Below are 24663 nucleotides of genomic sequence, written 5' to 3' on the forward strand. Positions count from 1 at the left end.
GACGGCGAGGTCCGGCAGGCCGAAGCCTGGGAGCGTGGTCGGTGGAGACGCCTCTGGAACTCAAGGTGCAGACGACGAACGCCTCCGCATGCGGGCGCATTCTCAGCATCGAGTTCCCCCGCCGGCACTTCGAGGCGGAGCGCGAGCGGGTCTTGCGGGAGTTGCGCAAGCGCGTGGTCCGCCCGGGCTTCCGCAAGGGCAAGGTGCCCTTGGCGCTGCTGGAGCGCGACTTCGCCGAGCGCGTCCGGGCGGACGCCCTGGAGAAGCTGATTCCGGAGGTGACGAACCGGGCCATCGCCCAGGAAGGTCTGGACGTGATCTCCGTGCCCAACGTGCGCACCCTCGACCTGGAGCACCCGGAGATGGTGCGCATGGATGTGGAGCTGGAGGTGCGCCCGCGGCTGCCGGCGCTGGCGCTGGAGGCGCTCCGCGTCGAGGCCTGGAAGCCCGAGGTGCGCGAGGCGGACTTGGAGCAGGCCCTCGCTTCCGTACAGGAGGAGCAGGCGCAGTATGTCTCGGTGCAGCGCGAGGCCCGGGACGGCGACTTCGTCGTGCTCTCCTACGTGCCCCTGGACGCCGCGGGGAAAGAGGTGGTGGCGCAGCGGGTCGAGAACTATCCATTCCAGCTCGGCGAGGGCGAGGTCGTGGCCGAGTTCGAGGCGGCGACGCGGGGTCTCACCCCCGGACAGAGCGCCAAAGCAGAGGTGCAGTACGCCGCCGACCACGAGAACAAGGAAGTGGCTGGCAAGCTCGTTGCATTCCTCCTGACGTTGCAGGACGTGAAGGAAAAGCACCTGCCGGCGCTGGACGACGAGCTCGGGCGCGACCTGGGTCTGGAGAACCTGGAGGCGCTGCGGCAGAAGGTGCAGGCGGATCTGGAGCGCCGCATGGCGGAAGCATCCGAACGGGACCTGCGGGAAAAGCTGGTGGATGGCCTCCTCACCGCCCACCCCTTCGAGGTGCCACCGTCGATGGTGCAGCGCTTCCTGGATCTGGTGGTGGAGGATTACGAAGAGCGTCACCGCCGGATGCGCTTGGAAGTGGCGCCGGACAAGCGCGAGGCCCTGCGGCAGTCGGCGCAGCCCTCGGCGGAACGGGCGGCACGGCGCGCGCTCTTGGTGGAGCACCTGGCGACGCTGCACGAGCTGCAGGCGACGGCGGAAGAAGTTGACAAGTGGATCGAGGAGAAGGTACCTGACGGTCCCGAGGCGCCGCGCCTGCGCCGGTACTTCGCCGATGCGGAGCGCCGTCGCCGCCTGCGGCACGATTTGACGGAAGACAAGGTGTTCGCCTTCGTGAAGAGCAAGGCGCAAGTGGTCGAGGTGCCCCGTCCCTGAAGGCCAGGGTGTGAAGGAGAGTCATGGGCTACATTCCGATGGTCATCGAGCAGGAAGGACGGATCGAGCGTTCCTTCGACATCTACTCCCGCCTGCTCAAAGATCGCATCATCTTCCTCGGCTACGAGGTCAATGATCACGTGGCGAACCTGGTCATCGCCCAGATGCTGTTCCTCACCGCCGAGGATCCGAGCCGTGACATCCATCTCTACATCAACTCTCCCGGCGGTTCGGTCTCGGCCGGGATGGCCATTTACGACACCATGCAGTACGTGGAAGCCGACGTGGCCACCACCTGCATGGGGATGGCGGCGAGCATGGCCGCGGTGTTGCTGGCGGCGGGCACGAAGGGGAAGCGCGCGACGTTGCCGAACTCGCGCATCATGATCCACCAGCCCATGGGCGGTACCCAAGGGCAGGCCGCGAACATCGAGATCTACTCCAAGGAGATCCTGCTGATGCGGGAGCGCATCAACGAGATTCTGGCCAAGCACACCGGGCAGCCGGTGAAGCGCATCGCCAAGGACACCGATCGGGATTACTTCCTCTCCGCCCAGGAATCCAAGGACTATGGCTTGGTGGACCGGGTCATCGAACGCAGCGCCTCGCGGCAGCAGGAGAAGCCGGTCCCGGAGCGCGTGGCCCAGGAGAGCGAGAGCAACGCCTGAGCCGGTGCGGCTCCGGCGGCTGCGGCGGCTGTGCTAAAATCTGGCGCGCGCCAGAGGCTTCGAACCAGGGGAAGTCGGGTCCGTGATCAAGTGCTCCTTCTGCGGTCGGGGTCAAGACGAGGTCACCAAGCTCGTCTCGGGGCCGTCGGTTTACATCTGCAACGAGTGCATCCGTCTCTGTAACGACATCCTCGAAGAGGAGATGAGCAGCGTCCCCTCGCTGGACGTCTCCGAATTCCCCAAGCCGCAAGAGATCCGCGCCTTCCTGGACCAGTACGTGATCGGCCAGGAAGACGCCAAGAAGATCCTCTCGGTGGCGGTGTACAACCACTACAAGCGCATCTTCCACGAGCGGTCCGCCAACGACGTGGAGATCGACAAGTCCAACATCCTGCTCCTCGGCCCCACCGGCACGGGGAAGACCCTGCTGGCCCAGACCCTGGCCCGCTTCCTCAAGGTGCCTTTCGCCATCGTCGATGCCACCACCCTCACCGAGGCGGGCTATGTCGGCGAGGATGTGGAGAACATCCTGGTGCGGCTGCTGCAGGCGGCGGAGTTCAACATCAGCAGCGCCGAGCGCGGCATCGTCTACATCGACGAGATCGACAAGATCGCCCGCAAGAGCGACAGCCCCTCGATCACCCGGGACGTCTCTGGCGAGGGGGTGCAGCAGGCGCTGCTCAAGCTCCTGGAGGGCACCATCTCCAACGTGCCGCCTCAGGGCGGCCGCAAGCACCCGCAGCAGAAGTACATCGAGGTGAACACCAAGAACATCCTCTTCATCTGTGGCGGCGCCTTCGAGGGCTTGGAGAAGGTGGTGGAGCACCGCATCGGCAAGAAGGTGCTCGGCTTCGGCGCCGAGATCCACCGCAAGGACCGGCGCAAGCGCACCGCCGTGCTCAAACAGGTGGAGCCCGAGGACCTGCTGCGCTTCGGTCTCATCCCCGAGCTCATCGGCCGGCTGCCGGTGCTCGCAGTGCTGGAAGAGCTGGAGGAAAGCGCCTTGGTGGACATCCTGGTGCGCCCGAAGAACGCCCTGGTGAAGCAGTACCAGAAGCTCTTCGAGATGGAGGGCGCCGAGCTGGTGTTCGAACGCGAGGCGCTGCAGGCGGTGGCGCGGCTGGCGGCGGAGCGCGAAACCGGCGCCCGCGGCCTGCGCTCCATCCTCGAGAAGACGATGCTCGACATCATGTACGACCTGCCGTCGCGCGGCAATGTGCGCCGGCTCACGGTGACGGCGGACACCATCCTGAAGCGCCTGGAGCCGGAGTACGATTTCGAAGAGGAGAGTCGGGCGAAGGGCGCCTGAGCTTGACCGGCGCTCTCTGCCCGCGCGCACCGAGGCCCGCCTCGGTTTTTTTCTGTCTCCCGGGACCCTTGGCGCCCGGGGTGCCCCCACCTAGATTCGAACCATGCGCGCGGCGCCCCGCGCCCGTCCTCGGGGGGAAGCTGGCATGAGCAAGATCCAGTTCCAAGGCACGACCTGGGAGATCCCGGCGGCGCTGCCCTTGCTGCCGCTGCGGGACGTCGTGGTGTTCCCCCATCAGGTGGTGCCGCTCTTGGTCGGGCGCCCCGCCTCGCTGGCGGCGGTGCAGGCCGCGGTGGCGGCGGAGCGCCTGCTCTTCGCCACCGCCCAGCGCACCGCGGAAGTCCACACGCCGCGCGACGCCGATCTGTGCGCCGTGGGGACGGTGTGCCGGGTGGTGCAGGTGCTGCCGCTCCCGGACGGCTCGAGCAAGGTGCTGTTGGAAGGCTTGGTCCGGGCTCGCCTCGCGGGTTTGGAGGGCTCGGGGGAGACGCTCCGCGCCCGCTTCGCCGTGCTCCCGGACACGAGCGCCGGGGGAACGGAAGTGGAGGCGCAGCAACGCAGCGTGGCCACGCTCTTCACCCGCTACGTGGAGTTGAGCCGCCGCGTCCCCGAGGAAGTGCTGCGCGAGGTGCTGCAGCTGCAGCCCCATGGGCAGTTCGCCGATGCCGTGGCGGCGCATCTGGTGTGCAAGGTGCCGACGAAGCAGCAGCTCCTCAATGCCACCGACCTGGTGCGGCGCTACCGCGGGCTGACTCGCGTCCTCAACGAGGAACTCGAGATCCTGCAGATCGAGCACAAGATCGAAGGCGAGATCAAGAGCCAGGTGCAGAAGAGCCAGAAGGAGATGTACCTGCACGAGCGCCTGAAGGCGATCCGCAAGGAGCTCGGGCACGAGGAGGCGGGGGGCGGCGAGGTGGACGATCTGGCCACCGCCGTCGAACGCGCCCGCATGAGCCGCGAGGCCCGGGAGGTCGCCTACAAGGAGCTCGATCGTCTGGCGAAGATGCCCGGGCTTTCTCCCGAAGCCGCGGTGGTGCGCACCTACCTGGAAACGCTGGCCAGCCTGCCGTGGAAGAAGCTCACCCGGGACCGCCTCGACCTCGTCCGCGTCAAGACCCGGCTCGACGCCGATCACTACGGCCTCGATCGGGTGAAGGAGCGCGTCCTGGAGTACCTGGCGGTGCTGAAGCTGACCCGGACGCTGCGCGGTCCGATCCTCTGTCTCGTTGGCCCGCCGGGGGTGGGGAAGACGTCTCTCGGCCGCTCCATCGCCACCGCCCTGGGCCGCAAGTTCGTCCGCGTCTCCTTGGGCGGCATCCGCGACGAGGCGGAAATCCGCGGCCACCGGCGTACCTACATCGGCGCCATGCCGGGCCGTATCGTGCAATCCCTGCGCAAATGCGGCAGCCGCAACCCGGTCTTCGTCCTCGACGAGATCGACAAGCTGGGGATGGATTTCCGCGGCGACCCGTCGTCGGCGCTGCTGGAGGCCCTCGATCCGGAGCAGAACCACAGCTTCAGCGATCACTACCTGGAGGTGGGCTTCGACCTCTCTAAGGTGCTCTTCATCACCACCGCCAACGTGCTGCATCCGGTGCCGCCGGCGTTGCGTGATCGCTTGGAAGTGATCGAGCTCCCCGGTTACCTGGACCACGAGAAGGCCCAGATCGCTCGGCACTTCCTGCTGCCGAAGCAGTTGCGCGAGCACGGCATGGGGGCGGGGCATTTGGAAGCCACCGACGCGGCGCTGCACACGATCATCCACCGCTACACCCGCGAGTCCGGCGTCCGTCATCTGGAGCGCGAGATCGGCAAGCTGTGCCGCAAGGTCGCCCGCCAGATCGCCGAGCGTCCGGCGCCGAGCGGTAAGCCGTCGCGGCGCGCCGGGAGCGCGAGCCGCGGGCAGCGGCTCCGCATCGACCGCCAGGACGTGGAGCGCTACCTCTCGGTGCCGCCGTTCACCGGCAAGGAAGTGCCCGATGTCGCCGAGGTCGGCGTCGCCACGGGTCTGGCATGGACCTCCACGGGAGGCGAGATCCTCCCCATCGAAGTCACCATGATGTCGGGTACGGGGCAACTCATCCTCACCGGGCAGCTCGGCGACGTGATGAAGGAGTCGGCGCGCACGGCGCTCTCCTACGTGCGTTCCATCTCCCGCAAGCTCGGCGCCAAGCCCTCGGTCTTCGATCGCAAGGACATCCACGTGCACGTGCCGGAAGGGGCGATCCCCAAGGACGGGCCGAGCGCCGGGCTCGCCATCGCCACCGCGCTGGCCTCCTTGATCTCCGGGCTGCCGGTGCATCGCCGCGTCGCCATGACCGGAGAGATCACGCTCCGCGGCAAGGCGCTGCCCATCGGCGGACTGAACGAGAAGGCGGTGGCGGCGCTGCGCGCCGGTGTGAGCACCATCCTGGTGCCGCACCAGAACGCCAAGGATCTGGCGGAGCTGCCCGAGACGGTGCGGCAGCGGCTCACCATCGTCACCGTCGAGGGAATGGAGCAGGTGCTGGCGCAGGCGCTGCGCCGCCGCACGCGCTCCCGCTCCCGCCCGGCGTCCGGAACCGAGGCGGCGCACTACACGCACTGAAGCCGCCCCGGCCCGCAGGAGACCCCGTGCGCATCCAATCGGTGCAGCTCGTCTGCAGCGCCGCCACCGCCGCCGACTTGCCCGGCGGTGCGGAACCGGAGGTGGCGGTCTCCGGGCGTTCCAACGTGGGCAAGTCCTCGCTTCTCAACAGTCTCTTCCGGCGCAAGGACCTGGCGCGGGTGTCGCGCACGCCCGGAAAAACCCAGCTGCTGCATTTCTATCGCGTTGACGAGCGCTTCCACCTGGTCGACCTTCCGGGCTACGGTCATGCAGCTGTCCCGCAGGCGGTGCTGCGACGCTGGCGCGGGACGATGCAGGCCTACCTGCAAGAGCGGCGGCAGCTCGTCGGGGTCATCCAGCTCCTGGATTGCCGGCACGAGCCTTCGGCGCAGGATCGGGAGATGATCGCCTGGCTGCTCGAGGCGCGCCTGCACTTCTGCCTGGTGCCGACGAAGATCGACAAGCTCGGCCGCGGCGAGCGCCGCGGGGCGCTCTTGCGCCTGCTAGCGGCGTTGGAGCTCCCGGGTGATCTGCCCCTCGTTCCCTACTCGAGCCGGACCGGGGAGGGAAGGGAAGAGCTCCTGGGCTGGCTCGGGATGGCGCTCTCGCTGCCACCGGCAGGCCTCAGTGCGCCGCCGGTCGGAATGGGCCCGGTCGATGCTAGTCTGCAGCGGGGCACGCCGGGCCATGCCGGCGCCATGGATGGGAGTGCCGCGTCGTTCCCTGGACCACCCCGGCGACGGGGGCGCCATTGACCGGAGCGCGAGCCGCTACCTATACTTAGGTTCGCGATGGTCTGGGCAGGATGCTCCTGCAGCGCGAGGTGTTGCATGCAGCGATGGCTGACCGTGGCTCTCACGCTCCTCTCCTTCGCCGCCGTGGCGCAGGTTCAGGCCACGCCCACTCTCATGCAGGCGCTGCCGACCTCCAGCCGCTTCCGCTGCCTCAACTGCCACACCATCCAGGATCCGAGCACGGCACAAGCAGCCCTCAATCCTTTCGGCCGTGCCTTCAAGGACAACGCCTCGCACTGGGATGCGAAGCTGGCGCGCAGCGGCGCCGACGGCGACAACTGCACCAATGGCTTCGAGCTCAGCGACGAAGACGGTGACGGCAAGCTGGATGTGGGGCGCACGGAGGAGCGCGGCAATCCCGGCGAATCCGGCTGCGCTTTGCAGCTCAGCACCACGACCTGGCAGAGCTTGAAACTGCTGTTCCGCTGATTTCCGTGTGAATGTGCCTGTGCCGGCGCCGGGTGTCACCGGTGATGGCGGGAGTGCGTGCGAGGGGGAGACCATGCCGTGCCGCATCGTGCTGGGAGCGCAGTGGGGCGACGAGGGCAAGGGTAAGATCGTCGATTACCTGAGCGCCGATGCGGACGCCGTGGTCCGCTGCCAGGGGGGCGCCAACGCCGGGCACACCGTGGTCGTCGGGGGCGCCAAGGTCGCCCTGCATCTGGTGCCCTCGGGGGCCCTGCGGCAGCACTGCGAGATCCTCCTCGGCAACGGCATGGTGGTGGACCCGCTGGCGCTCGGCGCCGAGATCAGCGCGCTCGAGAGCGCCGGGATCGAGATCCGTTCGCGCTTGCGCCTGAGCACGGCGGCGCACGCGGTGCTCCCGTACCACCGAGTGCAGGACCAGCTGGAGGAACGTCGGCGCGGCGCCGGCGGCATCGGCACCACCGGCCGCGGCATCGGGCCCGCCTACGCCGACAAAGCCGGGCGCTTCGGCCTGCAGCTCGGGCTCTTGCGCCAGCCGGCGGCGCGACTGCAGGAGACGTTGCGCCGCGCGGCGGAGCGCAAGCTCGAGTTGTTGCGGGCTCTCGATCCGGAGCTGGACTTTTCGGTGGACGAGATGGTGGAGCAAGTGGTCGCTGTCGCCGGCACGCTGGCGCCGCTCCTTTGCGACACCACCGCGCGCTTGCACGAGCTCCTCGACGACGGCAAGCAGGTGCTCCTCGAAGGCGCGCAAGGGGTGCTTCTCGATCTCGATCACGGCAGCTATCCCTACGTGACCTCGAGTGCCTGCACCGCGGCCGGCGTGCTCGCCGGCTGCGGCCTCGCGCCGCGCGACGTGGACGGCGTGATCGGGGTGGCCAAGGCCTACTCCACCCGTGTGGGCAGCGGCCCTTTCCCGACCGAGATCCCCGGCGACACCGGCGAGCGGCTGCGGCAGCTGGGGCAGGAGTTCGGTGTCACCACCGGACGGCCGCGCCGCTGCGGCTGGTTCGATGCCGTCGCCGTGCGGCATGCGGTGCGGCTCTCGGGCTGCACCGAGCTCGCGCTCACCAAATTGGACGTGCTGGACGGCTTCGAGCGCCTGCGCGTCGCCGCGGCCTACGAGTGTGGCGGCCGCGTGCTGCGCCACTTCCCCAACGAAACCGAGACGCTGGAGAGCTGCACGCCGCGCTACGTCGAGATCGAAGGCTGGCAGGAACCCACCGTCGCCTGCCGCCGGGAAGAGGAGTTGCCGCCGGCGGCGCGGCGTTACATCGCCCTCCTGGAAGAGCTCGTGGGTGTGACCGTGCGGCTCCTGTCGGTCGGTGCCGAGCGCGACAGCACGCTGCGTCTCGGCGCTGCCGCTCCGATACGGTAGCCAGAGCGCCACCGCGGACCCTTGCACCGGAGCGTCCTGCGCTCGTCCTCTCAAGGCGGCCTCGGCTGCTTCGATGGACAGACCCCTGCGTCAGTGATAAGATGCGAGGCCGCATAGAGTTACTCTTATGCGAGCCGCTAGCTCATCCGGTAGAGCATCTGCCTTTTAAGCAGACGGTGCCAGGTTCGAGTCCTGGGCGGCTCACCAAACCGCGACGACGCGAGCCTCCCCGCCGGGAGGCTCGCTGTCGTTCGCCGCTGTGGAGTCCTCTGTGGCGCTCCTGCCTCTGCCGCCGCGAGATCGGGTCCGCGGAACCTGCCGCTGGCTCGGCGCGCTCACCGTGCTCGCGCTCTGCCTGCGCCTGTTCCGCCTCGGCGCGCAAAGCATTTGGATCGACGAAGGGATGTCGCTCGGTTGGATCGGCGAGATCGAAGCGCGCGGCTGGCGGACGGTGTTGCAGGACATCCACGGTCCGCTGCACGCGCTGGCGATCTACGCTGCGAGCCGCATTTCGAGCGCCGAATGGTGCCTGCGCTTGCCGTCCGCCCTCGCCGGCAGCCTCGCCGTGCCGGCGCTGGCGGCGCTGGTGCGACGGCTGTGGGGCGAACGCGTGGCGCTCCTGGCGGCGGTCCTGGCGACATTTTCGCCCTTCGGTTTGTATTACTCGCAGGAAGTGCGCAACTACGCCTTCACACTCCTCTTCGCCAGTCTGATGCTGCTGGCGGCGCTGGACTGCGCCCAGAGGCCGCGCCCTCTCGCGGCCGGCCGTCTCGTCCTCGTCGAGTTGCTCGGCATCCTGAGCAACCTCAACGGTCTGTTCCTCGCCGGCGGCGTGCAAGTGTGGTTGTTTCTCGTCTGGCGGCGGAGTCGCCGTGCGCTCGTGGTGTGGGCGGCGAGTCAGGTGCTGCTCGGCGTGCTGCTGCTGCCGTATTTCCTGCAAGTGCAGAAGCAGGTGCGGGCCGAGCGGCTCGTGGGGGTGGAAGCCGGGATCGGGGAGAGCGAGCCGCTCCGCGGCGACACCACCTTGCATCCCATGGGCTTGCCGTACACGGCGTACACCTTCGCTGCCGGCTACAGCTTGGGGCCGACGCTGGAAGAGTTGCGCCGTGATCCGGGCGCGGCGCTGGCGTGGCGGCACCTGCCCGCGCTCGCCCTCGTCCTCGCCGGCTTCGGTGTGCCTTTCGTGGTGGGCTTGCTGAAGCGAGCGAGCTGGCCCGCCGCCTGGCTGCTCGTGGTCCCGAGTTTGGCGGTGGCAGCATGTACGCTCTGGCTCGCCGCTCTGAACATCAAGCCTTTCAATCCACGTTATCTCTCGGTGCTGCAGCCCGCCTTCCTGGCTCTCGTGGCGCAAGGGATCTGGAGCTTGCCGCGGCGCGGGCGGATCGTGATCGCAACGATCGCGCTCGTCGGCAGCCTGTGGTCCTGCGGCAACTATCTCTTCGTGCCGCGCTATGGTCGAGACGACACGCGGGGCGTGGTGGAATACCTGCTGGCGCACGCGGGCGCCAAGGACCTCGTCCTGCACATCAATCTCGGCTTCTCGCTGCGCTACTACGATCGTCTGCCCCAGCAGATCCGTCTCGCCGAGCCAGGTAGCGGCGACAGCCCGGAGGCGGCACGGCGCTATCTCGACCGCATCGTCGGCGATGCTCCCGTGCTCTGGTACCTCGAGTGCAGGCCAGAGAAGCTCGATCCCGCCGGCCATCTGCGCCAGGCCTGCGGCGAGCGCGCCTACAGCTCCAGCACCCGTTCCTTCGTCGGCATCCAGGTACACCGTTTCCAGCTCGAACCGCCGCCACGACTCCATCCCCTGCGCCCTCCGGATCCGGGCCGGAGCGCTTCCGAGTCCCGTTCCTGATCGTTAAAAAGCATGATCACAATACCTTGAGAGAACTTTGGCGGGCCCGACAGAGAGCGGCTTGACTACTAAACGTTTGCATCCTACTATGCATCTGTCGCCGTGTTGGCGTCGATCAACCCGCGGGGCGAAACCTGCAGACCAGGCGATCGGCCATCCACCAACCCGGATGGCGCGCGGGTCCGGCGGGCCACGACCCGTGGAGCGGAGGAGCGCAGATGACGTACGTGCCCCTGACGGTTCGCACCGAATACAGCTTCTTCGACTCGCTCTGCCGTGTGCACGATCTCGTCGAGAGAGCCCGTGCCCTCGGCTTCGACGCTCTCGGTGTAGCCGACCTGCACGAGACCCTGGCGCTGCCGCGCTTCGCCCTGGCGGCGCGGGAGGCGGGCTTGCGCCCCCTCCTCGGTGCGCGTCTCCGTCTTCTCGAGGAGTTACCCCGCCGGGGCGACCGGAACGAACCTCCGCCGGAGCTGGTGCTCTTCGCCGCCGATACGGGCGGCTACCGCAACCTCCTCCACCTGGTCAGCCTGGCGCACCTGGAGCGCGGCCACGACGAGCCAGGCGTGACGCTGGCGGACCTGGAGAACGCAGGCAACGGTCTGGTTGCCCTCGACGGCGGCCGCGAGGGTCCGGTGTACCGCGCCTACGGTGAAGAGCTCCCGGCGCAAGCCGAGCGCCTGGCAGCGCAGTTGCGCGAGGTGTTCGGGGTGGAGAACTTCTTCCTGCAGTTGCAACGCCACGGCGAGAGCGCCGAAACGCTGTACGAACCCTTCGTGCTCCACCTGGCGCGACGTCTCGGGCTCCGGGTGGTGGCAGCCAACGACACGCGCTACCTCGATGCCGAGGAAGCGCGGCAATATGAAGTGCTGCACTGTTTCGCCGCCGGCCGCACCGTGGCGGATCCCGCCCGGCGGCCGCCGCGTCCGCGGCAGCACCTGCGCAGCCCGGTGGAGATGCAACATCTCTTCCGCGACTTGCCCGAGGTGCTGGAGCAAACGCGTCGGGTGGCCGAACGCTGTCAGCTGGAACTGCAGCCGGAGCCCCGGGGAACGGCCGTCCTCCCCACCACCTCCGGCCGTGACCCGGGCCTCGAGCTCCGGCTGCAGTGTGAACGCGCCGCCTGCGATCGCTATGGCACGGTGCGCTACCAGGACGTGCCCGTCGAGGCCCGCGACCGGATCGCCCACGAGCTGGAAAACATCGAAGAGAAGAAGCTGGCAAGCTGCTTTCTCCTTGTCCAGGACGTGGCGCGTCATGCCAAGGAGGAGGGCATCTCCTGTGGCCCCGGCCGCGGCAGCCTGGCGGGCAGCCTGGTAGCCCACCTGCTCGGCATCACGCCCCTCGATCCGCTCGCCCATGGCTTGCTCTTCGAGCGTTTCCTTTCTCGCTCCCGCCGCGGGCTCCCGGAATTCGAGCTCGAAGTGGAGCACCACCGGCGCGAAGAGCTGCTCGACTGGGTGCGGCGCCGTCTCGGTGGGCAGCGGGTCGCGGCCCTCGGCGTGGTGGAACGCCTGTCGACGCGGGGAGCCGTACGTTTGGCTGCCACCGCCCTCGGCAGCGACGCCGAAACCCGGACTGCCCTCGCTCGGGTTTTGCGCCTGCCCGAGGACGGGGCATGGTCCGAACCGGCGAAAGAGCGTGCACAGGCCTGGAACGATCCGCGCCTCAAGGTGCTCCTCGAGATCTCCACCCGCCTCGAAGGCCTGGCGCAGCGCCTCGTCGCCAGCCCGAGCGGGCTTCTGCTCGCGCCCGCGGGGCTGCATGGTCTGGTGGCGCTGGAACGGCAGACGAATGCACGGATCGTGGCGCAAGCCACGAGCGAGGACGCGGACCTGCTCGGCTGCTGGCGGCTGCACGTGCACGGCTCCCGGCACGCTAGCTTGCAGGCGGAGGCCGTGCAGCACCGGCAGCGCCGCACCGGGGCGTCCCTCGATCTGCAGGGGCTCAGCCTCGACGACGAATCCACCTACCGCTTGCTCGCTCGCGGCGCGACGCTGGGAATTCCGCAGCTCGAGAGCCCGCGGATGCAGGGATTGCTGCGTCAAGCGCAGCCGGCGCGTTTCTCCGCTCTCGTGGCCCTGCTGGCGGGCGAGCGCGGCGGAGTGCAAGAGCGTGCGAGTGCGGGGGCCTTGCCGGCGGCAACGCTGGCGCCAGCGCAAGACATTCTGCAGCGGACACGGGGAGAGCTGCTCTACGAGGAGCAATGGATGCAGCTGGCCGCGGCGTTCGGACACTACGACCTCGAGGAGGCCGACTCCCTGCGCGTCGCGCTCGTGCAACGTCAATGGGGCAACCTGGCGGCACAGCGGGCGCGCTTCCTCTGCGGTGCCGTGGAGGGAGGGATCACGCTGCCGGTGGCGGAGGAGCTCTTCACGCGGCTGGTCGCGGCCGCGGGCTCCCTGGCGTGCGAGGCGCATGTGGCCTCGCAGGCGTTGCTGGCCTATCGCTCCGCCTATCTCGCTGCGCATCATCCGTTGGAGTTCTTCACCGCGCTGCTCAACCACGAGGTGGGACAACCGGAGCGTCACGAAGCGATCCTGCGCGAGGCCGTGGAGCGCCAGGTGCGGCTCCTGGACGTGGACATCCAGCGGAGCGCGAGCCAGTGCCGCATCGAAGACGAAGGCATTCGTCTGGGCCTGACCTTGGTGCGTCACATCGGAGCTGGACTGGCGGAGCGCATCATCGAAGAGCGCGAGCAGCACGGGCCCTTCCGCTCGCTGCAGGAATTCCGCCGCCGGCTGCACGAGCTGCCGCAGCGCGCCCTCGAGAGCCTGATCGGCGCCGGTGCTTTTGCCTCCCTCGGGACGCCCCGCACGCCGGTAGAACGCGGCGCTGCCGCGTCCCCGCGGCCGGGCCCGGCAGCGGCGCAGATGGAGCTGCCCTTCGGCGAGGTAGAGACACCGGGAGGCAGAGGAACGGAGCAGTCGACCACGCCCGGTGGAGCGCGAGGTCGCGGCGGCGCGTCACGCCGAGCCGCGAGCCGGACCTCGCACCCTGGGGGGCGAGGAGTGGGTGGATCGCCCCGATTGTGGATCGTGGGCCGCATTCGTTCGCGTCACGGCGGCGAAGGCGAGACCCTGCGACCCTAGGGTCGCGCTGTCCGGGGGTGGGCAGGGGACCTGGTTCCAGTGTATCTTTACACGCACCTCACACCAGTGCCAGACAAGGAGAGCCGCGTGGCTCCGAAACCGCTCACGGAGCGCCAGAGTTCGATCCTGGCCTTCATTGTCGAGACGATTCAGACGAGGGGTTTTCCGCCCACCCTGCGCGAGATCGGTCTAGCCTTTGGAATTCGCTCTACCAAGGGGGTCAACGACCACCTGGCGGCGCTGGAGCGCAAAGGGAAGATCCGTCGTCACGCCGACCTGAGCCGCGGCATCGAGGTCGTGGATCTGCCCTCCGCTGCGGAAGGCGAACGGGTGCCGCTGCTCGGGCGCATCGCCGCAGGAGCGCCGTTGCTCGCCACGGAAAACGTGGAAGAGACGTTCGTGCTCGATCGCAGCCTCGTGCGCGGCACCGACTTCATGCTCACCGTGCAAGGGAACAGCATGGTGGAGGCGCACATTTGCGACGGCGATCTGATCCTGGTGCGGGCGCAGGAGAGCGCCGAGGACGGCGAGATCGTCGCCGTGCTCGTGGACGAGGAAGCCACGGTGAAGCGCTTCTTCCGGCAAGGCCGGCTCGTGCGTTTGGAGCCGGCGAACGCAACTCTGCGCCCGGTGGTCGTCGACCCGGCGTCGGTGTCGGTGCGCATTCTCGGCAAAGTCGTCGGTGTCTTCCGCCTCCTTTGAGCCACGTCAGGATCTCTGACCCAGCTTCGCTGGGTCCGTCGAGAATGCGGACTGCTTCGCTCCGACCTGCGGTTGACAGGGTTTAGGGGGCGGTGTTAGCGTGCCGGCCTCTGGCGACCCAGCCGCCCTCCTTTGGCGTCCCCATCGTCTAGGCTGGTCTAGGACTCCAGATTTTCGTTCTGGCAACACGGGTTCAAATCCCGTTGGGGACGCCATTTTGCCCGATCAGGTCGGGGCGTCGGCGCTTCCCCCCATCTGCTATGCTCTCTCCATCCGGTCAGCTCCGGGCTGGAAACGAGACGCCGACCGTCGCTGGTTGGGTCGGCGTCCTCGGCTCGGGTCGAGCGAATGTCGGAGCCGGTTCCTGGAGACGAATCACGTGAAGAAACTGTACGTCGGAAATTTGCCGTTCACCGCTACCGAGGCCGAGGTGCGCACCATGTTCGAGAAGCACGGGACGGTGCACTCCGTGGCCCTGATCAACGATCGGGAGACGGGACGGCCGAGAGGCTTTGGCTTCGTCGAGATGGACGAGGACGGGGCCCAGGCTGCGATGCGGGCGCTGAACGGTTACGAGTGGAACGGCCGGCCTCTCAACGTCAACGAGGCGCAGGAACGTAAGCGGGGTGGCGGTGGCGGCTTCGGTGGCGGTGGCGGTGGCGGCGGCGGCGGATACGGCGGCGGCGGCGGGCGCAGGGAACGCTGGTAGACCCGGCGCAGCGAACAGGGAGCCTCGTTCCGCGGCGGAACGAGGCTCTCGTTGTTTCTGCCCTACCCGCTCGGGCGTGGGTGCCGCAGCGGCAGCGACCGCCGTCGAAGCGGATTCGGTCTCAACGCTGGGTGGATCGCTCCAAGGCGGCGAAGACGCCGAGGAGGAAATAGAAGGCGATCGTCACCTCCACGTCGCCGAAGTTCCATTCGAAGAGCCCCATGGTCTGGAAGGCCCAGAAGCTGCCCCAGCCCCCGAGAGCCAGAGCGCGGAGCTCCGGTGTGGCGGCGGCGTGGGCGGCGTGCACGATCCGGCCGCCCTGCAGCATGAGCCAGCCGAAGGCGAGGATTCCCAGCGTCCCCATGGTGGCCAACACGTGCACCCAGTTGTTGTGCAGATGCCCATAGACGCGTTCGACACCGGGGGGAGCGTAGGTGCGATAGAGGGGCTGCAGGTCCCCGAGGCCGACCCCGGTCACAGGCCGGTCGCGCCACATGGCGAGGCCGGTCTGCCACATCTGCAATCGGTCGGAGTTGGAGGTGTAGGTGGGATCGAAGCTGGTGCGCAGGCGCTCCCGGTACGCCGGCGGCAGGAGGAAATAGCTCGCCAGCATGAGCCCGGGGACGAGGTAGAGCCAGCGCGGCCGGGTGCGAGCGAGCATGGCGACGACGGCGACCGGGAGTGACAGCCAAGCACCTCGGGTCAAGGTGAGCACCAGGGCCAGGGTGAGAGCCGCGGTGGCGAGAGCGTAGAGGCGGCGATGGGGCCCGCGAGCGGCAACGGCAACTGCCATGGGCCAGGCGAGAACGAGCAGGCCGGAGAGGGTCATGTAATGCGTCGTCGACCGCAGTCGATCCCCCATGGGGTGGTGTTGCAGGAGGAAGAGCGTCGAAGCCAGGGCAGCGGTGAGCGCCACCGCACCGACGTAGAGTCGCAGCGCGGTCCTTGCCCGCTGCGGCGGCACGAGGGTGCAGGCAACGAGGTGCACGATGGGGATGAGCAGGAGCTTCTTGAGCGGCACCGGGTCGGAGGTGGGCGGGAGAGCGAAGAGAGCCGCGAGGCAGGCGGCGACGGCGAAGGCGAGGAAAGCGTAGTCCGCCCGGGTACGCACCACAGGCCAGCGGCGCCAGCAACCGCCGAGGAGCAGGGCGAGGGCGGCGGCGAGACCGGCGGCGATGTGCGCCCCGGCCACGGTCCACGAGACGGTCAAGGGAATGGCGTAGAGGCTGGCGGCGAGTCCCGCCTCCGTGCGCTCGCGCCAACGCGACACCGGGGCGGCGTTCATTCGAGGAGCAAGAGCTTCCGCGTCTGCACCGTCTCGTCGTCCACCAGCAAGCGGGCGAAGTAGACGCCCGAGCGGAGCCGGGTGCCGCTCGTCCCCGTCCCGTCCCAGGTGGCGCGGTGCTGGCCGGGAGGGAGCGAACTCTGCACCAGCGTCGCCACCCTCCGGCCCGCGGCGTCGAAGACAGCGAGCTCGACCCGCCGCTGTCCTTGGCCCGTGCCACCCACGGTGTAGAGCAACGTGGTGAAGGGATTGAACGGATTCGGAACGTTCTGCTGCAGTCTGGTCACGAAGGCCGGCGTCGAAACCACATCGCTCGGGTTCGTGACCTGGACGGCGAAGCTCAGGCTCCAGCGCGCGATGTCGCCGTCGGCGTCGGTGCCGCGGACGCGGTAGAGCCAGCTGCCGAGCGCCGCAGGCACGAAGGCATGGCTTGGTGACGAGATGCCGGTCGCCAGGGTGCTGTGGATGCCGAAGGCCGGTATCGGATTCAGGACGTCGGCGTAGACGCCTTGGCCGAGGACGCCGCCGTCGGTGTCGTAGCGCAGGCGGAGCATGATTTCCTGGCCGAAATAGGCGTTCAGCGGAAAGCTCGCCAACACCCAGCTGCCGCCGCTCGTACCGGTGATGCCGTTGCCGAGGTTGGCGACGTTCGGGTCGAGGGTCGTGGTGATGTTGCCCGGGATCGGGCGCCAGACGATGCCCTGGTCCTCGCTCACCTCCACATAGGCGTAGTCGTAGTCGAGCTCGACATCGTACCAGAGCCGGCAGGTGAACGCCGGTTGCGAAGGCGTCACCAGGAACGGTCCGGCGAGGGTGAGGGTGGAGGAAAGATTGTTGGTGTTGCCGGAAAAATAGCTCGCGCTCCCCGCGAAGGCGCGGGCGGTGCTCGTGGCGAAGCCGCCGGCGAGATCCACCCAAGGCGAAGCGCTCTCCGCCCCGAGCGTTTGGAAGCCTTGCATCTGGTAGCCCTCGAGCTCGTAGCCGGTGGCGGGATTGGGATCGCTCGGCGCGTTGCCCGTCCAGGTGAGCACGAGCTCGCCGGCGGCGGTGCCGTGCACGGTGGTGATCGCGACGGGAGCCGGTCCGAGCACCTTCTCCGGGTTCGCGGCGCGCTCGAGGAGACGCAGGTTCATCGGCAGGAGCAGGTTGAAGTAGGGGCCGATGAAGCTCTCCGCGGGCGCGAAGCCGCCCTCCTCGAAACTCCCCACCTCGGGGGTGAAGCCGTAGATCACCGGCTTCAGCGCCGTCTCGCCATAGGCCCAGTCGTCGCTGCCGCCGTTGGTGCGATAGATGGCCCCCATGGCGGGGTTGCCCACCACGTAGCCGGTGCCGGCACCGAGCTCCTCGCCGAGACGCAGGTAGATCTCGTGGTCCAGGGTGTAGTCGAGCGCGTAGCCCCAGGGGTAGAGCAGGAGATCGCTGTAGCTGTGGTAGCTGAGCCAGACCTTGAAGTGGCGGCTGGCGCAGAAATCGCGCACCGCCCGGGTCTCGGGCTCGGAGAAGGGGGAAGGACCGCGGTAGATCGCGCTCGACGTCGTTGCCGACGAGCCGACGTTGTCATAGCCCCAGAGGTACCCATAGTTGCGGTTGATGTCGACGCCGAAGGTGCCGTCGCCGTTGTTGCGCCGGTTCTTCCGCCACCAGGTCCCGGAATCGGGATTGCCGTGGTTGTTCTGCACGTAGACGTAGCCGTCGGGGTTGACGATGGGGACGATCCAGATCTCGCGCTCGTTGACCAGCTGCGTCACCTGGGGATTGGTGCCGTAGTTCGCCAGCAGGTATTCGGCGAACTGGAGCGGCATCTCCACGCTCATGAGCTCCCGCGCATGGTGGCAACCCATGAGCAGCACCTCCGGCTCGTCCTCGTCGGTGCCGACGGCATCGGAGATCTTGAGGGCGTAGAGGGAGCGGAGCTCGTGGGACTGGCCGATGGAGGTGAGCGACGCCAGCGTCGGATGGACGGCGACGAGATTCTGCATCACCGTCGTCGCCTCGGCGTAGGTGCGATAGGCCCCGAGGTTGGCGTCGAGCGCGGCGATCGTGGCCTTGGCTCCGGGCTCTCGCAGCACCACGACCTGGCCAGTGAGACGCTGGAGGAAGTCCACCTGCGCCGCCGTGGCGCTCAACTGTAGCGTCCCCCGCCGCGTGAGGGCGAGGACGTCGATGCCCTGCTCGAGGATCGCCTGCAGCTGCCGTTCCCCCTTGGCTGGAACCTCGTAGACGCCGCGCGCCACAGGCTCGGGCTCGGTAGCCGGGAACGCCGGTGCGCCGAGGAGAAGGAGGCAGGCAGCGAGGTATAGCAGGGAACGGCGGGGCATCGGGTCCTCCTGGGAACGGGGCAGGGGGTCCATGCATTCTAGTGCGAGCGCCGCTGGGGCGCCAATCACCTTCAGCGGCCCGCAGCAGCGGTGGTTTCGTGCACGAACTGCGCCGCCGCATCGAGCCAGGCCTCGCTGCCGTCGGGGGGAGCGCGACGGTGGGTGGCGAGAGAGTGATCGCCGCCTTCGACGAGATGCAGCCGGGCGCGGGGCAACGCCGCCACGGTTTCCTGCAGCAGATCCAGTCGAGCCAGCGTGTCGCGGCTGCCGGAAACGAAGAGCTGGGGCACGGGAACCGCGGCGAGGTGGTCGCGGCGCAGCGACTGCGGCTTGCCAGGAGGATGCAGGGGATAGCCGAAGTAGAGCGCCGCCTGCACTGCGGCAGCCTCGCCGCTCGCGAGCAGCATGGACCACATCCGTCCGCCCATGGATTTGCCGCCGACGGCGAGGCTCGCCGGTGGGGCCGAGCCCGCGAGCCAGGAGCGCGCCAGCTGCAAGACCGCGCCGCAGGCGGCGAGGAGAACCGGGGCCGGATCCGGCGCGGCGCGGCGCCCGGTGCCGCGGGTCATGTAGGGGAAATCGAAACGCAGCACCGCGATGCCGCGCTGATCGAGGCCGGCGCTCAAGGCTCGCATGAAGGCGCTGGCGGACGGTGCGCCGGCACCGTGCGCGGCGAGGAACAGCGGTCGGCGGTGCAGCGCGCCTTCTCGCCACCAGCGCACGAGGCCGTAGGGGAGGGCGATCTCGCCGCTCGTAGGGACGACCTCAGGCACCGGGCCGGCCCCCAACGCTGCCGGTGAGGAAGAGAACTCCTAGAACGACGACGAGGATGGCGCCGAGGAGCATCGACATCTGCACCGTCTTCCGCTTCTTCTCCGGCAGGCGCGGCCCGACGACGACGAGGGCGAGGACGATATCGAGGGCTCCCGTGGCCACGAGAACGACGCCGACGAGAAGGCTCGAGCTCACGAGTCCTCCTGCTTCTTCTTGTCGTTCAGAACGCGCTGCAGCAGCCAGGAGACGATGGTGATCAGGATGGAGCCGAAGAGGGCGGTGAGCCAGCCGTCGACATGGAATGGGTATCCCAATCGCTGCGAGAGATTGCTGGCGAGGAGCAGCACGGCGGCGTTGATGACGAAGAGAAAGAGCCCCAAGCTGAGAAGCACGAGGGGACAGCTGAGCAGCACGAGCACGGGCTTCACGATCAGGTTCAACACGCCGAGGAGCCCGCCACCGACGAGGGCGGTCACCACGCCGGGAGTGCCACTGCCGACATCGATGCCGGGCAGGAACCAGGCGACCAGGATGATCGCCACGGCCGAGACGAGCCAGCGCAGCAGCAACCTCTGCATCGCGATCTCCTCTCTCTTGCATGACGCGGGCCCTTGGAGACCCGGGCCTCCAGGGCATGGTGCGGAGAGAGTCGAGCGAATGCAAGCGCTGCTTCGTGCCCGCCAGCGCGCACCTGTGTCCCTGGGGTAGGATGGCGGCGTCGGCGGGGTGAAGCCCTCCGACACGGAGGCGGACGTGAGCCGATGCATGGACCCGCAGCTCGGTGTCAAGGTTCTGAGCTACGATCTCCTCGTCGGCGAAGAGAAAGTGGAGGTGGAGCAGCACCTGCGGGTGTGCTCCGCCTGCCGGGATCTGGCAGAGCAGACCTTTGGCAATGCCGGAGCGCTCCGCGAGCTCGAGTGGCGGGCGTTCCGCCTGAGCCAGCGGCAGGTGGTGCCCTGGCATGCCTGGTTGGCCCGGCGCCTCCTCTCTCTCTGGCTGCCGTTTCTCCTCGTCCTCCTCGGCGTGGGAGTGCTGGTGGTGACGCTGGCGCGCCGTGCGCCGGAGCCACCACAAGTGCGTCTCGTGCGTCTGGCGGCGTTGCGGAGCGGCACGCTGGATTCCCTGGCGACCGTGCCGGTGCCGCGTCTCTCTTCCGCTCTCACCTCCCTCGTGCTCGAGCCCGACCGTGACGCCATCGCTTTGGTGTACGAAGCCGGCGCTGGCAAGCTGCGCCGTTTGATTCCCGGCGGCAGCGCCGCGATCCCGGTGCTGCAGGCCGGATCGGTGCACGAGCTGGCGCTGCCAGAGCTCGAGACGCAGGGCGCCGCCCTCCTCCTCGTCTTGGCGCCGAGCGAAGCACCGCGACAAACGGCGGATTGGGACCGGGCGGTGCTCCAACGCGTCGGACCGGGAGGCGAGGGCGAAGCCGCTGGCAGCGGTTGGCCCGGCAGTGTCACACCGACTCTGCGCTGGCTGCGTTGAGGAGCGAAGGGAGCTCTCGTGCTCGCCGTGATCACCTGGGACCAGACGCTCTTGTCGCTGCTGCTGGCCGCGGCTCTCGCGTTTCTCGCCTACGGGCGCGCGGCGCGTGTGCTGCGCTTGCAGGAACAGCGGCGACGCTTGCAGGAGCAGCGCGACGCGCTGCAGCATGTGCTCCTCGGCCTGGAAGGACCCGTGGCCGCTTATCTCGCCGCTGAGGCGGAGGAGGAGTATCCGCAACGGGAGATGGTGGAGTTGGAGCGCCGGGCTTTGCAGGCGCAGATCCATTGGCTGGGCGATCTCGGGTTGCAGAAGGCGCTGCGCGACATCTGCTACCCGCAACGACACTCCGAAGCGGTGGCATCCATCCGGTCCGCCCTGGAGCGGTTGGAGCGCGACATCGCCGCGCTGGGGTAGGCGGCCGGTACAGGCGTGGCGGTGCGCGGTGGGGCGCCATGGACCTGCACGACGCCGGCTCGCGTCGCCGGCTCGCGTGGCGCGGTCTCTGCTGGACGGCGCTCAGGTCTCTGCTAGAATGCGGCCCGCTCCTGCCGTGGGAGGTTCATGCACAGCGAGGCGGAACGAGTTCGTGTGGTGAACCAGCGCTTCTACGAAGCGCTGTCGGCGCAGAATCTGTTGCGTCTGGAGCAGCTCTGGGCGCACTCACCCCAGGTCCGCTGCTCGCACCCAGGGGAGACGATGCTCTCCGGCTGGGCCACCATCCGCGAAAGCTGGCGCGCAGTCTTCACCCGCTCCATCGCCTTCACCATCGAACCGTTGCTGGCGGAGGTGAATATCCACGGCCCCATCGCCGTGGTCACCTGCCAGGAACGCATCTCTTCCTTCACGCTCGACGGCTCGAGGGTCGCCACCACGCTGGCGACGAACATCTTCCAGAAGCAGCGCGGTCGCTGGCTCCTGATCCATCGGCATGCCTCGCCGGTGGCCGCCCCCGGCAGCGACCCCCCGACGTCCTGAGTCGCACCGCGCGGCCCGGCCCGCTCGGGGGCCGGCACTCCGCCCTCAGAGCACGAGCAGCAGCCACAAAGTCCCGATCCCGGTGCTGAGGAGCGTGATCACCACGCCGTAGCGCATGTGGTCGCGGAAGCGCAGGCGGGAGATCTCGGCGCTGGCGTCGCGCACGAGCCCGTTGGCGACGGAACTCACCAGGAAGAGATTGCCGGCGAAGGTGCTCGCCATGGCGAGGATCATCCAGCCGAGGTGAGGATCGCTCCACTGCGGCATCCACTCGCTGGCGGCCAAGACGAAAGGAATGTTCCCGACCACGTTGCTGCCCACCAGGGTGAGCAAAGCCAGCGCCCAGCTCTGGCGCTCCGGACTTTGTCCCAGCCAGGGCCGCAAGGCCTCCAGCATGGCGCCGCTGGCGTCCCGGCTGCGCAGGGCGCCGACCACTACGAAGAGTCCGACGACGAAGAGAAGCAGCTGCCAGTCCACCTGGCGCAAGGTGGAGCGGGGGTCGTCGCTCACGAGCAGGAGCAGAATGGCCGCCGCGCCGAGAGCACACCAGGCGACATTGAGCCCGGCGAAGAAGCCGATGAGCGCCGCCAGCAGGCAGAGGAGGCACTTGAGGAGCAAACCGCGCTCGAGCTGGGCGGCCACCGTGCGCCGCAGCTCGTGGGGCAGCTCGTCGGCGTCGTCGAAGGGCGCTTCCAGGGAGTCCGCCTGCCGGGCCCAGGCGGGCGGCACGCGGCGCTGCAGCGGGTAGAAGCGCGGCAGCAGGACGCGATTCAGCGCCAGGCAGAAGAGACCGAGGGGCGCCATACAAGCGAAGTAGCCGGAAAACGACAGCTTCCCCAGGGAGCCGGCGATCATCGTCTGCGGATTGCCCACGATGGTCATGACGCTGCCGATGTTGGCGCTGGTGGCGAGAGCCATGAGGAAGAGGGTGCTGCCGAGCTGCAGGCGGCGGACGACGCGCACGAGCAGCGGGGCCATCAGGAAGCAGACGGCGTCGTTGACCAGGAAGGCGGAAAGCAGCCCGGTGGAGAACACCAGCACGGTCAACAAGCGCTGCGGCGTCCGCGCCAGGCGCAACGCCATGGCGGCGCCCCATTCGAAGAAGCCGGCCTGATCCAGGTGCGCTGCCAGCAGCATCATCGCCAGCAACAGGATCAGCGTATCGCCGTCGATGCTGGCGTAGGCCTGCTCGGGCGCCAGGATGCCGGCGAGGACGCAGGCGGCGGCGCCGGCGGTGGTCGCCGCGGCCCGGGCGATGCGGACGAGGCCGACCCGGCGCGCTGCGATCAGCGCATAGGTCAGGCTGAAGATGAGCAGCGCTCCCGCCACGCCTCGCTACCCCACCTCGAAGCGCACGCCTTGCGCGAGCGGCAGCTCGCGGCTCCAATTGATCGTGTTGGTCTGCCGGCGCATGTAGAGCTTCCAGGAATCCGAGCCGGCCTCGCGGCCGCCGCCGGTGTCCTTCTCGCCCCCGAAGGCGCCGCCGATCTCGGCGCCGCTAGTGCCGATATTGACGTTGGCGATGCCGCAGTCGCTACCCCGGGCAGAGAGGAAGGTTTCTGCCGCCAGCAGGTTGTTGGTGAACAGCGCCGACGACAGGCCTTGGTCCACCTGGTTGTGCAGGGCGATCGCCTCGTCGAGGGACTCCACGCTCATGACGTAGAGGATGGGAGCGAAGGTCTCGTCCCGCGCCACCTCGAGGTGCCAGGAAGAGCGCACGATGGCGGGCTCGACGAACCAGCCGGGACGGTCGAGACGGCCGCCGCCGACCACGATCTCCGCGCCCTCGGCCCGAGCGCGCTCCAGGGCCGTTTGCATGTCGCGGAGGGCCTGCTCGTTCACCAGCGGCCCCATGTGTGTCTCCGGATCGAGGGGATCGCCGATGCGGATCGAACGGTAAGCACGCACCAGACGGTCGACGAAGCCGCCGGCGATACCGCGCTGCAGGAAGAGCCGCCGCGTCGAGGTGCAACGCTGCCCCGTCGTGCCCACGGCACCGAAGAGCACGGCGCGCAACGCCAGCTCGAGATCGGCGTCGTCCAGGACGATGATGGCGTTGTTTCCCCCCAGTTCGAGGAGGCTGCGGCCGAAGCGCTTGCCCACCACCTCGGCGACCCGCTTGCCCATCCGGCAGCTGCCGGTGGCGCTCACCAGGGGAACGCGCCGGTCGGCGAGCAAGGCCTCGCCCACCGTGTGGCTGTCGCCGATCACCAGGTTGAAGACCCCTTCGGCGCCGTGCTCTTGCATGACCCGGTTGCAGAGCTGCTGGATGGCGATGGCCACGAGAGGCGTCTGGTGCGAGGGCTTCCAGATCATGGTGTCGCCGCAGACGGCGGCGATCATGGCGTTCCAGGCCCAGACGGCGCCGGGGAAGTTGAAGGCGGTGATGATGCCCACCGGGCCGAGGGGGTGCCATTGCTCGTACATCCGGTGCAGCGGGCGTTCGCTCTGCATCGTGTTGCCGTAGAGCTGCCGCGACAGACCGACGCCGAAATCGGCGATGTCGATCATCTCCTGGACCTCGCCCTCGCCCTCGCTGCGGACCTTCCCCATTTCCCAAGAGATGAGGGCGCCGAGATCGCTCTTGTGGGTGCGGAACAACTGGCCGAGCTGCCGCACGATCTCGCCGCGCTGCGGCGCCGGCCGCAGGCGCCAGGCGCGGAAGCTCTCGGCGCCGGCGGCGGCGATGCGCTCGTAGTCCGCCGCCGTGGCGCTCCGCACGTTCGCGATCGTGGTGGCCGTGGTCGGATCGATGGAGGCGAGCGGCTCGCCGCGCGTGTCGAGCCACTTCCCGCTGCACGCCCCCGGGTTGCTCTCCTGGAGGCCGAGCCGGTGCAGCAGTGCCTTCTTGGCGTCGAGTTGCATGGGAACTCCCGGGGTGCGAGGGCCGCAGCGACGGCCCACGATAGCGGAGCCGCAGCGTTCCGGCAACCGCGGAGGCGTCACGGCTCCGCGGCATCGCGGCACACGGG

The 24663-nt window shown here is 68.6% G+C and carries 21 protein-coding genes and 2 tRNA genes; 16 read left to right on the plus strand and 7 right to left on the minus strand.

Annotated features, from left to right (window positions below; translation table 11 throughout):
- Nucleotides 1-41: 41 nt before the first annotated feature.
- The 13 genes from tig (at nucleotide 42) to VFE28_15050 (ending at nucleotide 14857) form a co-directional block, all read left to right on the plus strand.
- Nucleotides 42-1337, plus strand: coding sequence for a trigger factor (gene tig, locus VFE28_14990; GenBank protein HZM17305.1), 1296 nt, complete (start codon nucleotides 42-44; stop codon nucleotides 1335-1337).
- A 23-nt stretch (nucleotides 1338-1360) separates the two neighbouring features.
- A complete protein-coding gene (clpP, locus tag VFE28_14995; GenBank protein HZM17306.1) occupies nucleotides 1361-2005 on the plus strand; it encodes an ATP-dependent Clp endopeptidase proteolytic subunit ClpP in 645 nt (214 codons plus the stop codon).
- A gap of 82 nt (nucleotides 2006-2087) precedes the next feature.
- Nucleotides 2088-3314 carry an ATP-dependent Clp protease ATP-binding subunit ClpX gene (gene clpX / locus VFE28_15000; protein HZM17307.1) on the plus strand — a complete coding sequence of 409 codons (1227 nt, stop codon included), beginning with the start codon at nucleotides 2088-2090 and terminating at the stop codon, nucleotides 3312-3314.
- 145 nt (nucleotides 3315-3459) lie between these two features.
- The gene (gene lon / locus VFE28_15005) at nucleotides 3460-5901 is read left to right on the plus strand and encodes an endopeptidase La (protein ID HZM17308.1); all 2442 of its coding nucleotides are present in this window, start codon (nucleotides 3460-3462) and stop codon (nucleotides 5899-5901) included.
- A 26-nt stretch (nucleotides 5902-5927) separates the two neighbouring features.
- Nucleotides 5928-6656, plus strand: coding sequence for a ribosome biogenesis GTP-binding protein YihA/YsxC (gene yihA, locus VFE28_15010; protein ID HZM17309.1), 729 nt, complete (start codon nucleotides 5928-5930; stop codon nucleotides 6654-6656).
- A gap of 75 nt (nucleotides 6657-6731) precedes the next feature.
- Nucleotides 6732-7124, plus strand: a complete 393-nt coding sequence (locus VFE28_15015) for a hypothetical protein (GenBank protein HZM17310.1) — start codon at nucleotides 6732-6734, stop codon at nucleotides 7122-7124.
- A 73-nt stretch (nucleotides 7125-7197) separates the two neighbouring features.
- Nucleotides 7198-8496, plus strand: coding sequence for an adenylosuccinate synthase (locus tag VFE28_15020; GenBank protein HZM17311.1), 1299 nt, complete (start codon nucleotides 7198-7200; stop codon nucleotides 8494-8496).
- Nucleotides 8497-8627: 131 nt separating this feature from the next.
- A tRNA-Lys gene (locus tag VFE28_15025) sits at nucleotides 8628-8703 on the plus strand.
- Nucleotides 8704-8767: 64 nt separating this feature from the next.
- Entirely contained in the window at nucleotides 8768-10354 is a 1587-nt protein-coding gene (locus VFE28_15030; protein ID HZM17312.1) for a glycosyltransferase family 39 protein, read from the plus strand.
- Between the two features lie 218 nt (nucleotides 10355-10572).
- A complete protein-coding gene (gene dnaE, locus VFE28_15035; GenBank protein HZM17313.1) occupies nucleotides 10573-13446 on the plus strand; it encodes a DNA polymerase III subunit alpha in 2874 nt (957 codons plus the stop codon).
- An 87-nt stretch (nucleotides 13447-13533) separates the two neighbouring features.
- A complete protein-coding gene (gene lexA, locus VFE28_15040; GenBank protein ID HZM17314.1) occupies nucleotides 13534-14148 on the plus strand; it encodes a transcriptional repressor LexA in 615 nt (204 codons plus the stop codon).
- A 137-nt stretch (nucleotides 14149-14285) separates the two neighbouring features.
- Nucleotides 14286-14363: transfer RNA gene (locus tag VFE28_15045), tRNA-Glu, on the plus strand.
- A 164-nt stretch (nucleotides 14364-14527) separates the two neighbouring features.
- Nucleotides 14528-14857: an RNA-binding protein gene (locus tag VFE28_15050; GenBank protein ID HZM17315.1), complete on the plus strand. Its 330-nt coding sequence runs from the start codon at nucleotides 14528-14530 to the stop codon at nucleotides 14855-14857.
- A 121-nt stretch (nucleotides 14858-14978) separates the two neighbouring features.
- Here VFE28_15050 and VFE28_15055 read toward each other — a convergent pair whose 3' ends face one another.
- The 5 genes from VFE28_15055 to VFE28_15075 form a co-directional block, all read right to left on the minus strand.
- A complete protein-coding gene (locus VFE28_15055) occupies nucleotides 14979-16142 on the minus strand; it encodes an O-antigen ligase family protein (protein HZM17316.1) in 1164 nt (387 codons plus the stop codon).
- Complete coding sequence (locus tag VFE28_15060) at nucleotides 16139-18460, minus strand: M14 family zinc carboxypeptidase (protein HZM17317.1); 2322 nt, start codon at nucleotides 18458-18460, stop codon at nucleotides 16139-16141. Before VFE28_15060 ends, VFE28_15055 begins: the two co-directional genes overlap by 4 nt.
- A gap of 71 nt (nucleotides 18461-18531) precedes the next feature.
- On the minus strand, nucleotides 18532-19233 hold the full coding sequence (locus tag VFE28_15065; GenBank protein ID HZM17318.1) for an alpha/beta family hydrolase: 702 nt from the start codon (nucleotides 19231-19233) through the stop codon (nucleotides 18532-18534).
- The gene (locus VFE28_15070; GenBank protein HZM17319.1) at nucleotides 19226-19429 is read right to left on the minus strand and encodes a hypothetical protein; all 204 of its coding nucleotides are present in this window, start codon (nucleotides 19427-19429) and stop codon (nucleotides 19226-19228) included. Before VFE28_15070 ends, VFE28_15065 begins: the two co-directional genes overlap by 8 nt.
- Complete coding sequence (locus VFE28_15075; protein ID HZM17320.1) at nucleotides 19426-19812, minus strand: phage holin family protein; 387 nt, start codon at nucleotides 19810-19812, stop codon at nucleotides 19426-19428. The genes VFE28_15070 and VFE28_15075 overlap by 4 nt, the downstream gene beginning before the upstream one ends.
- 175 nt (nucleotides 19813-19987) lie before the next feature.
- On the opposite strand from VFE28_15075, the gene VFE28_15080 reads away from it, so the two are divergent.
- The 3 genes from VFE28_15080 to VFE28_15090 all read left to right on the plus strand — a co-directional run bounded on the left by VFE28_15080 (nucleotide 19988) and on the right by VFE28_15090 (nucleotide 21691).
- Nucleotides 19988-20716, plus strand: a complete 729-nt coding sequence (locus VFE28_15080; protein ID HZM17321.1) for a hypothetical protein — start codon at nucleotides 19988-19990, stop codon at nucleotides 20714-20716.
- Nucleotides 20717-20734: 18 nt separating this feature from the next.
- The gene (locus VFE28_15085) at nucleotides 20735-21130 is read left to right on the plus strand and encodes a hypothetical protein (protein ID HZM17322.1); all 396 of its coding nucleotides are present in this window, start codon (nucleotides 20735-20737) and stop codon (nucleotides 21128-21130) included.
- A gap of 147 nt (nucleotides 21131-21277) precedes the next feature.
- Nucleotides 21278-21691 carry a nuclear transport factor 2 family protein gene (locus tag VFE28_15090; protein ID HZM17323.1) on the plus strand — a complete coding sequence of 138 codons (414 nt, stop codon included), beginning with the start codon at nucleotides 21278-21280 and terminating at the stop codon, nucleotides 21689-21691.
- A gap of 45 nt (nucleotides 21692-21736) precedes the next feature.
- On the opposite strand, the gene VFE28_15095 is transcribed toward VFE28_15090, so the two are convergent.
- Both VFE28_15095 and VFE28_15100 read right to left on the minus strand, forming a co-directional pair.
- Complete coding sequence (locus tag VFE28_15095; GenBank protein HZM17324.1) at nucleotides 21737-23020, minus strand: SLC13 family permease; 1284 nt, start codon at nucleotides 23018-23020, stop codon at nucleotides 21737-21739.
- Nucleotides 23021-23026: 6 nt separating this feature from the next.
- Nucleotides 23027-24556, minus strand: a complete 1530-nt coding sequence (locus VFE28_15100; protein ID HZM17325.1) for an aldehyde dehydrogenase family protein — start codon at nucleotides 24554-24556, stop codon at nucleotides 23027-23029.
- Between the last annotated feature and the right edge of the window lie 107 nt (nucleotides 24557-24663).

It is taken from the genome of Candidatus Krumholzibacteriia bacterium, from assembly GCA_035649275.1.
Taxonomy (GTDB): domain Bacteria; phylum Krumholzibacteriota; class Krumholzibacteriia.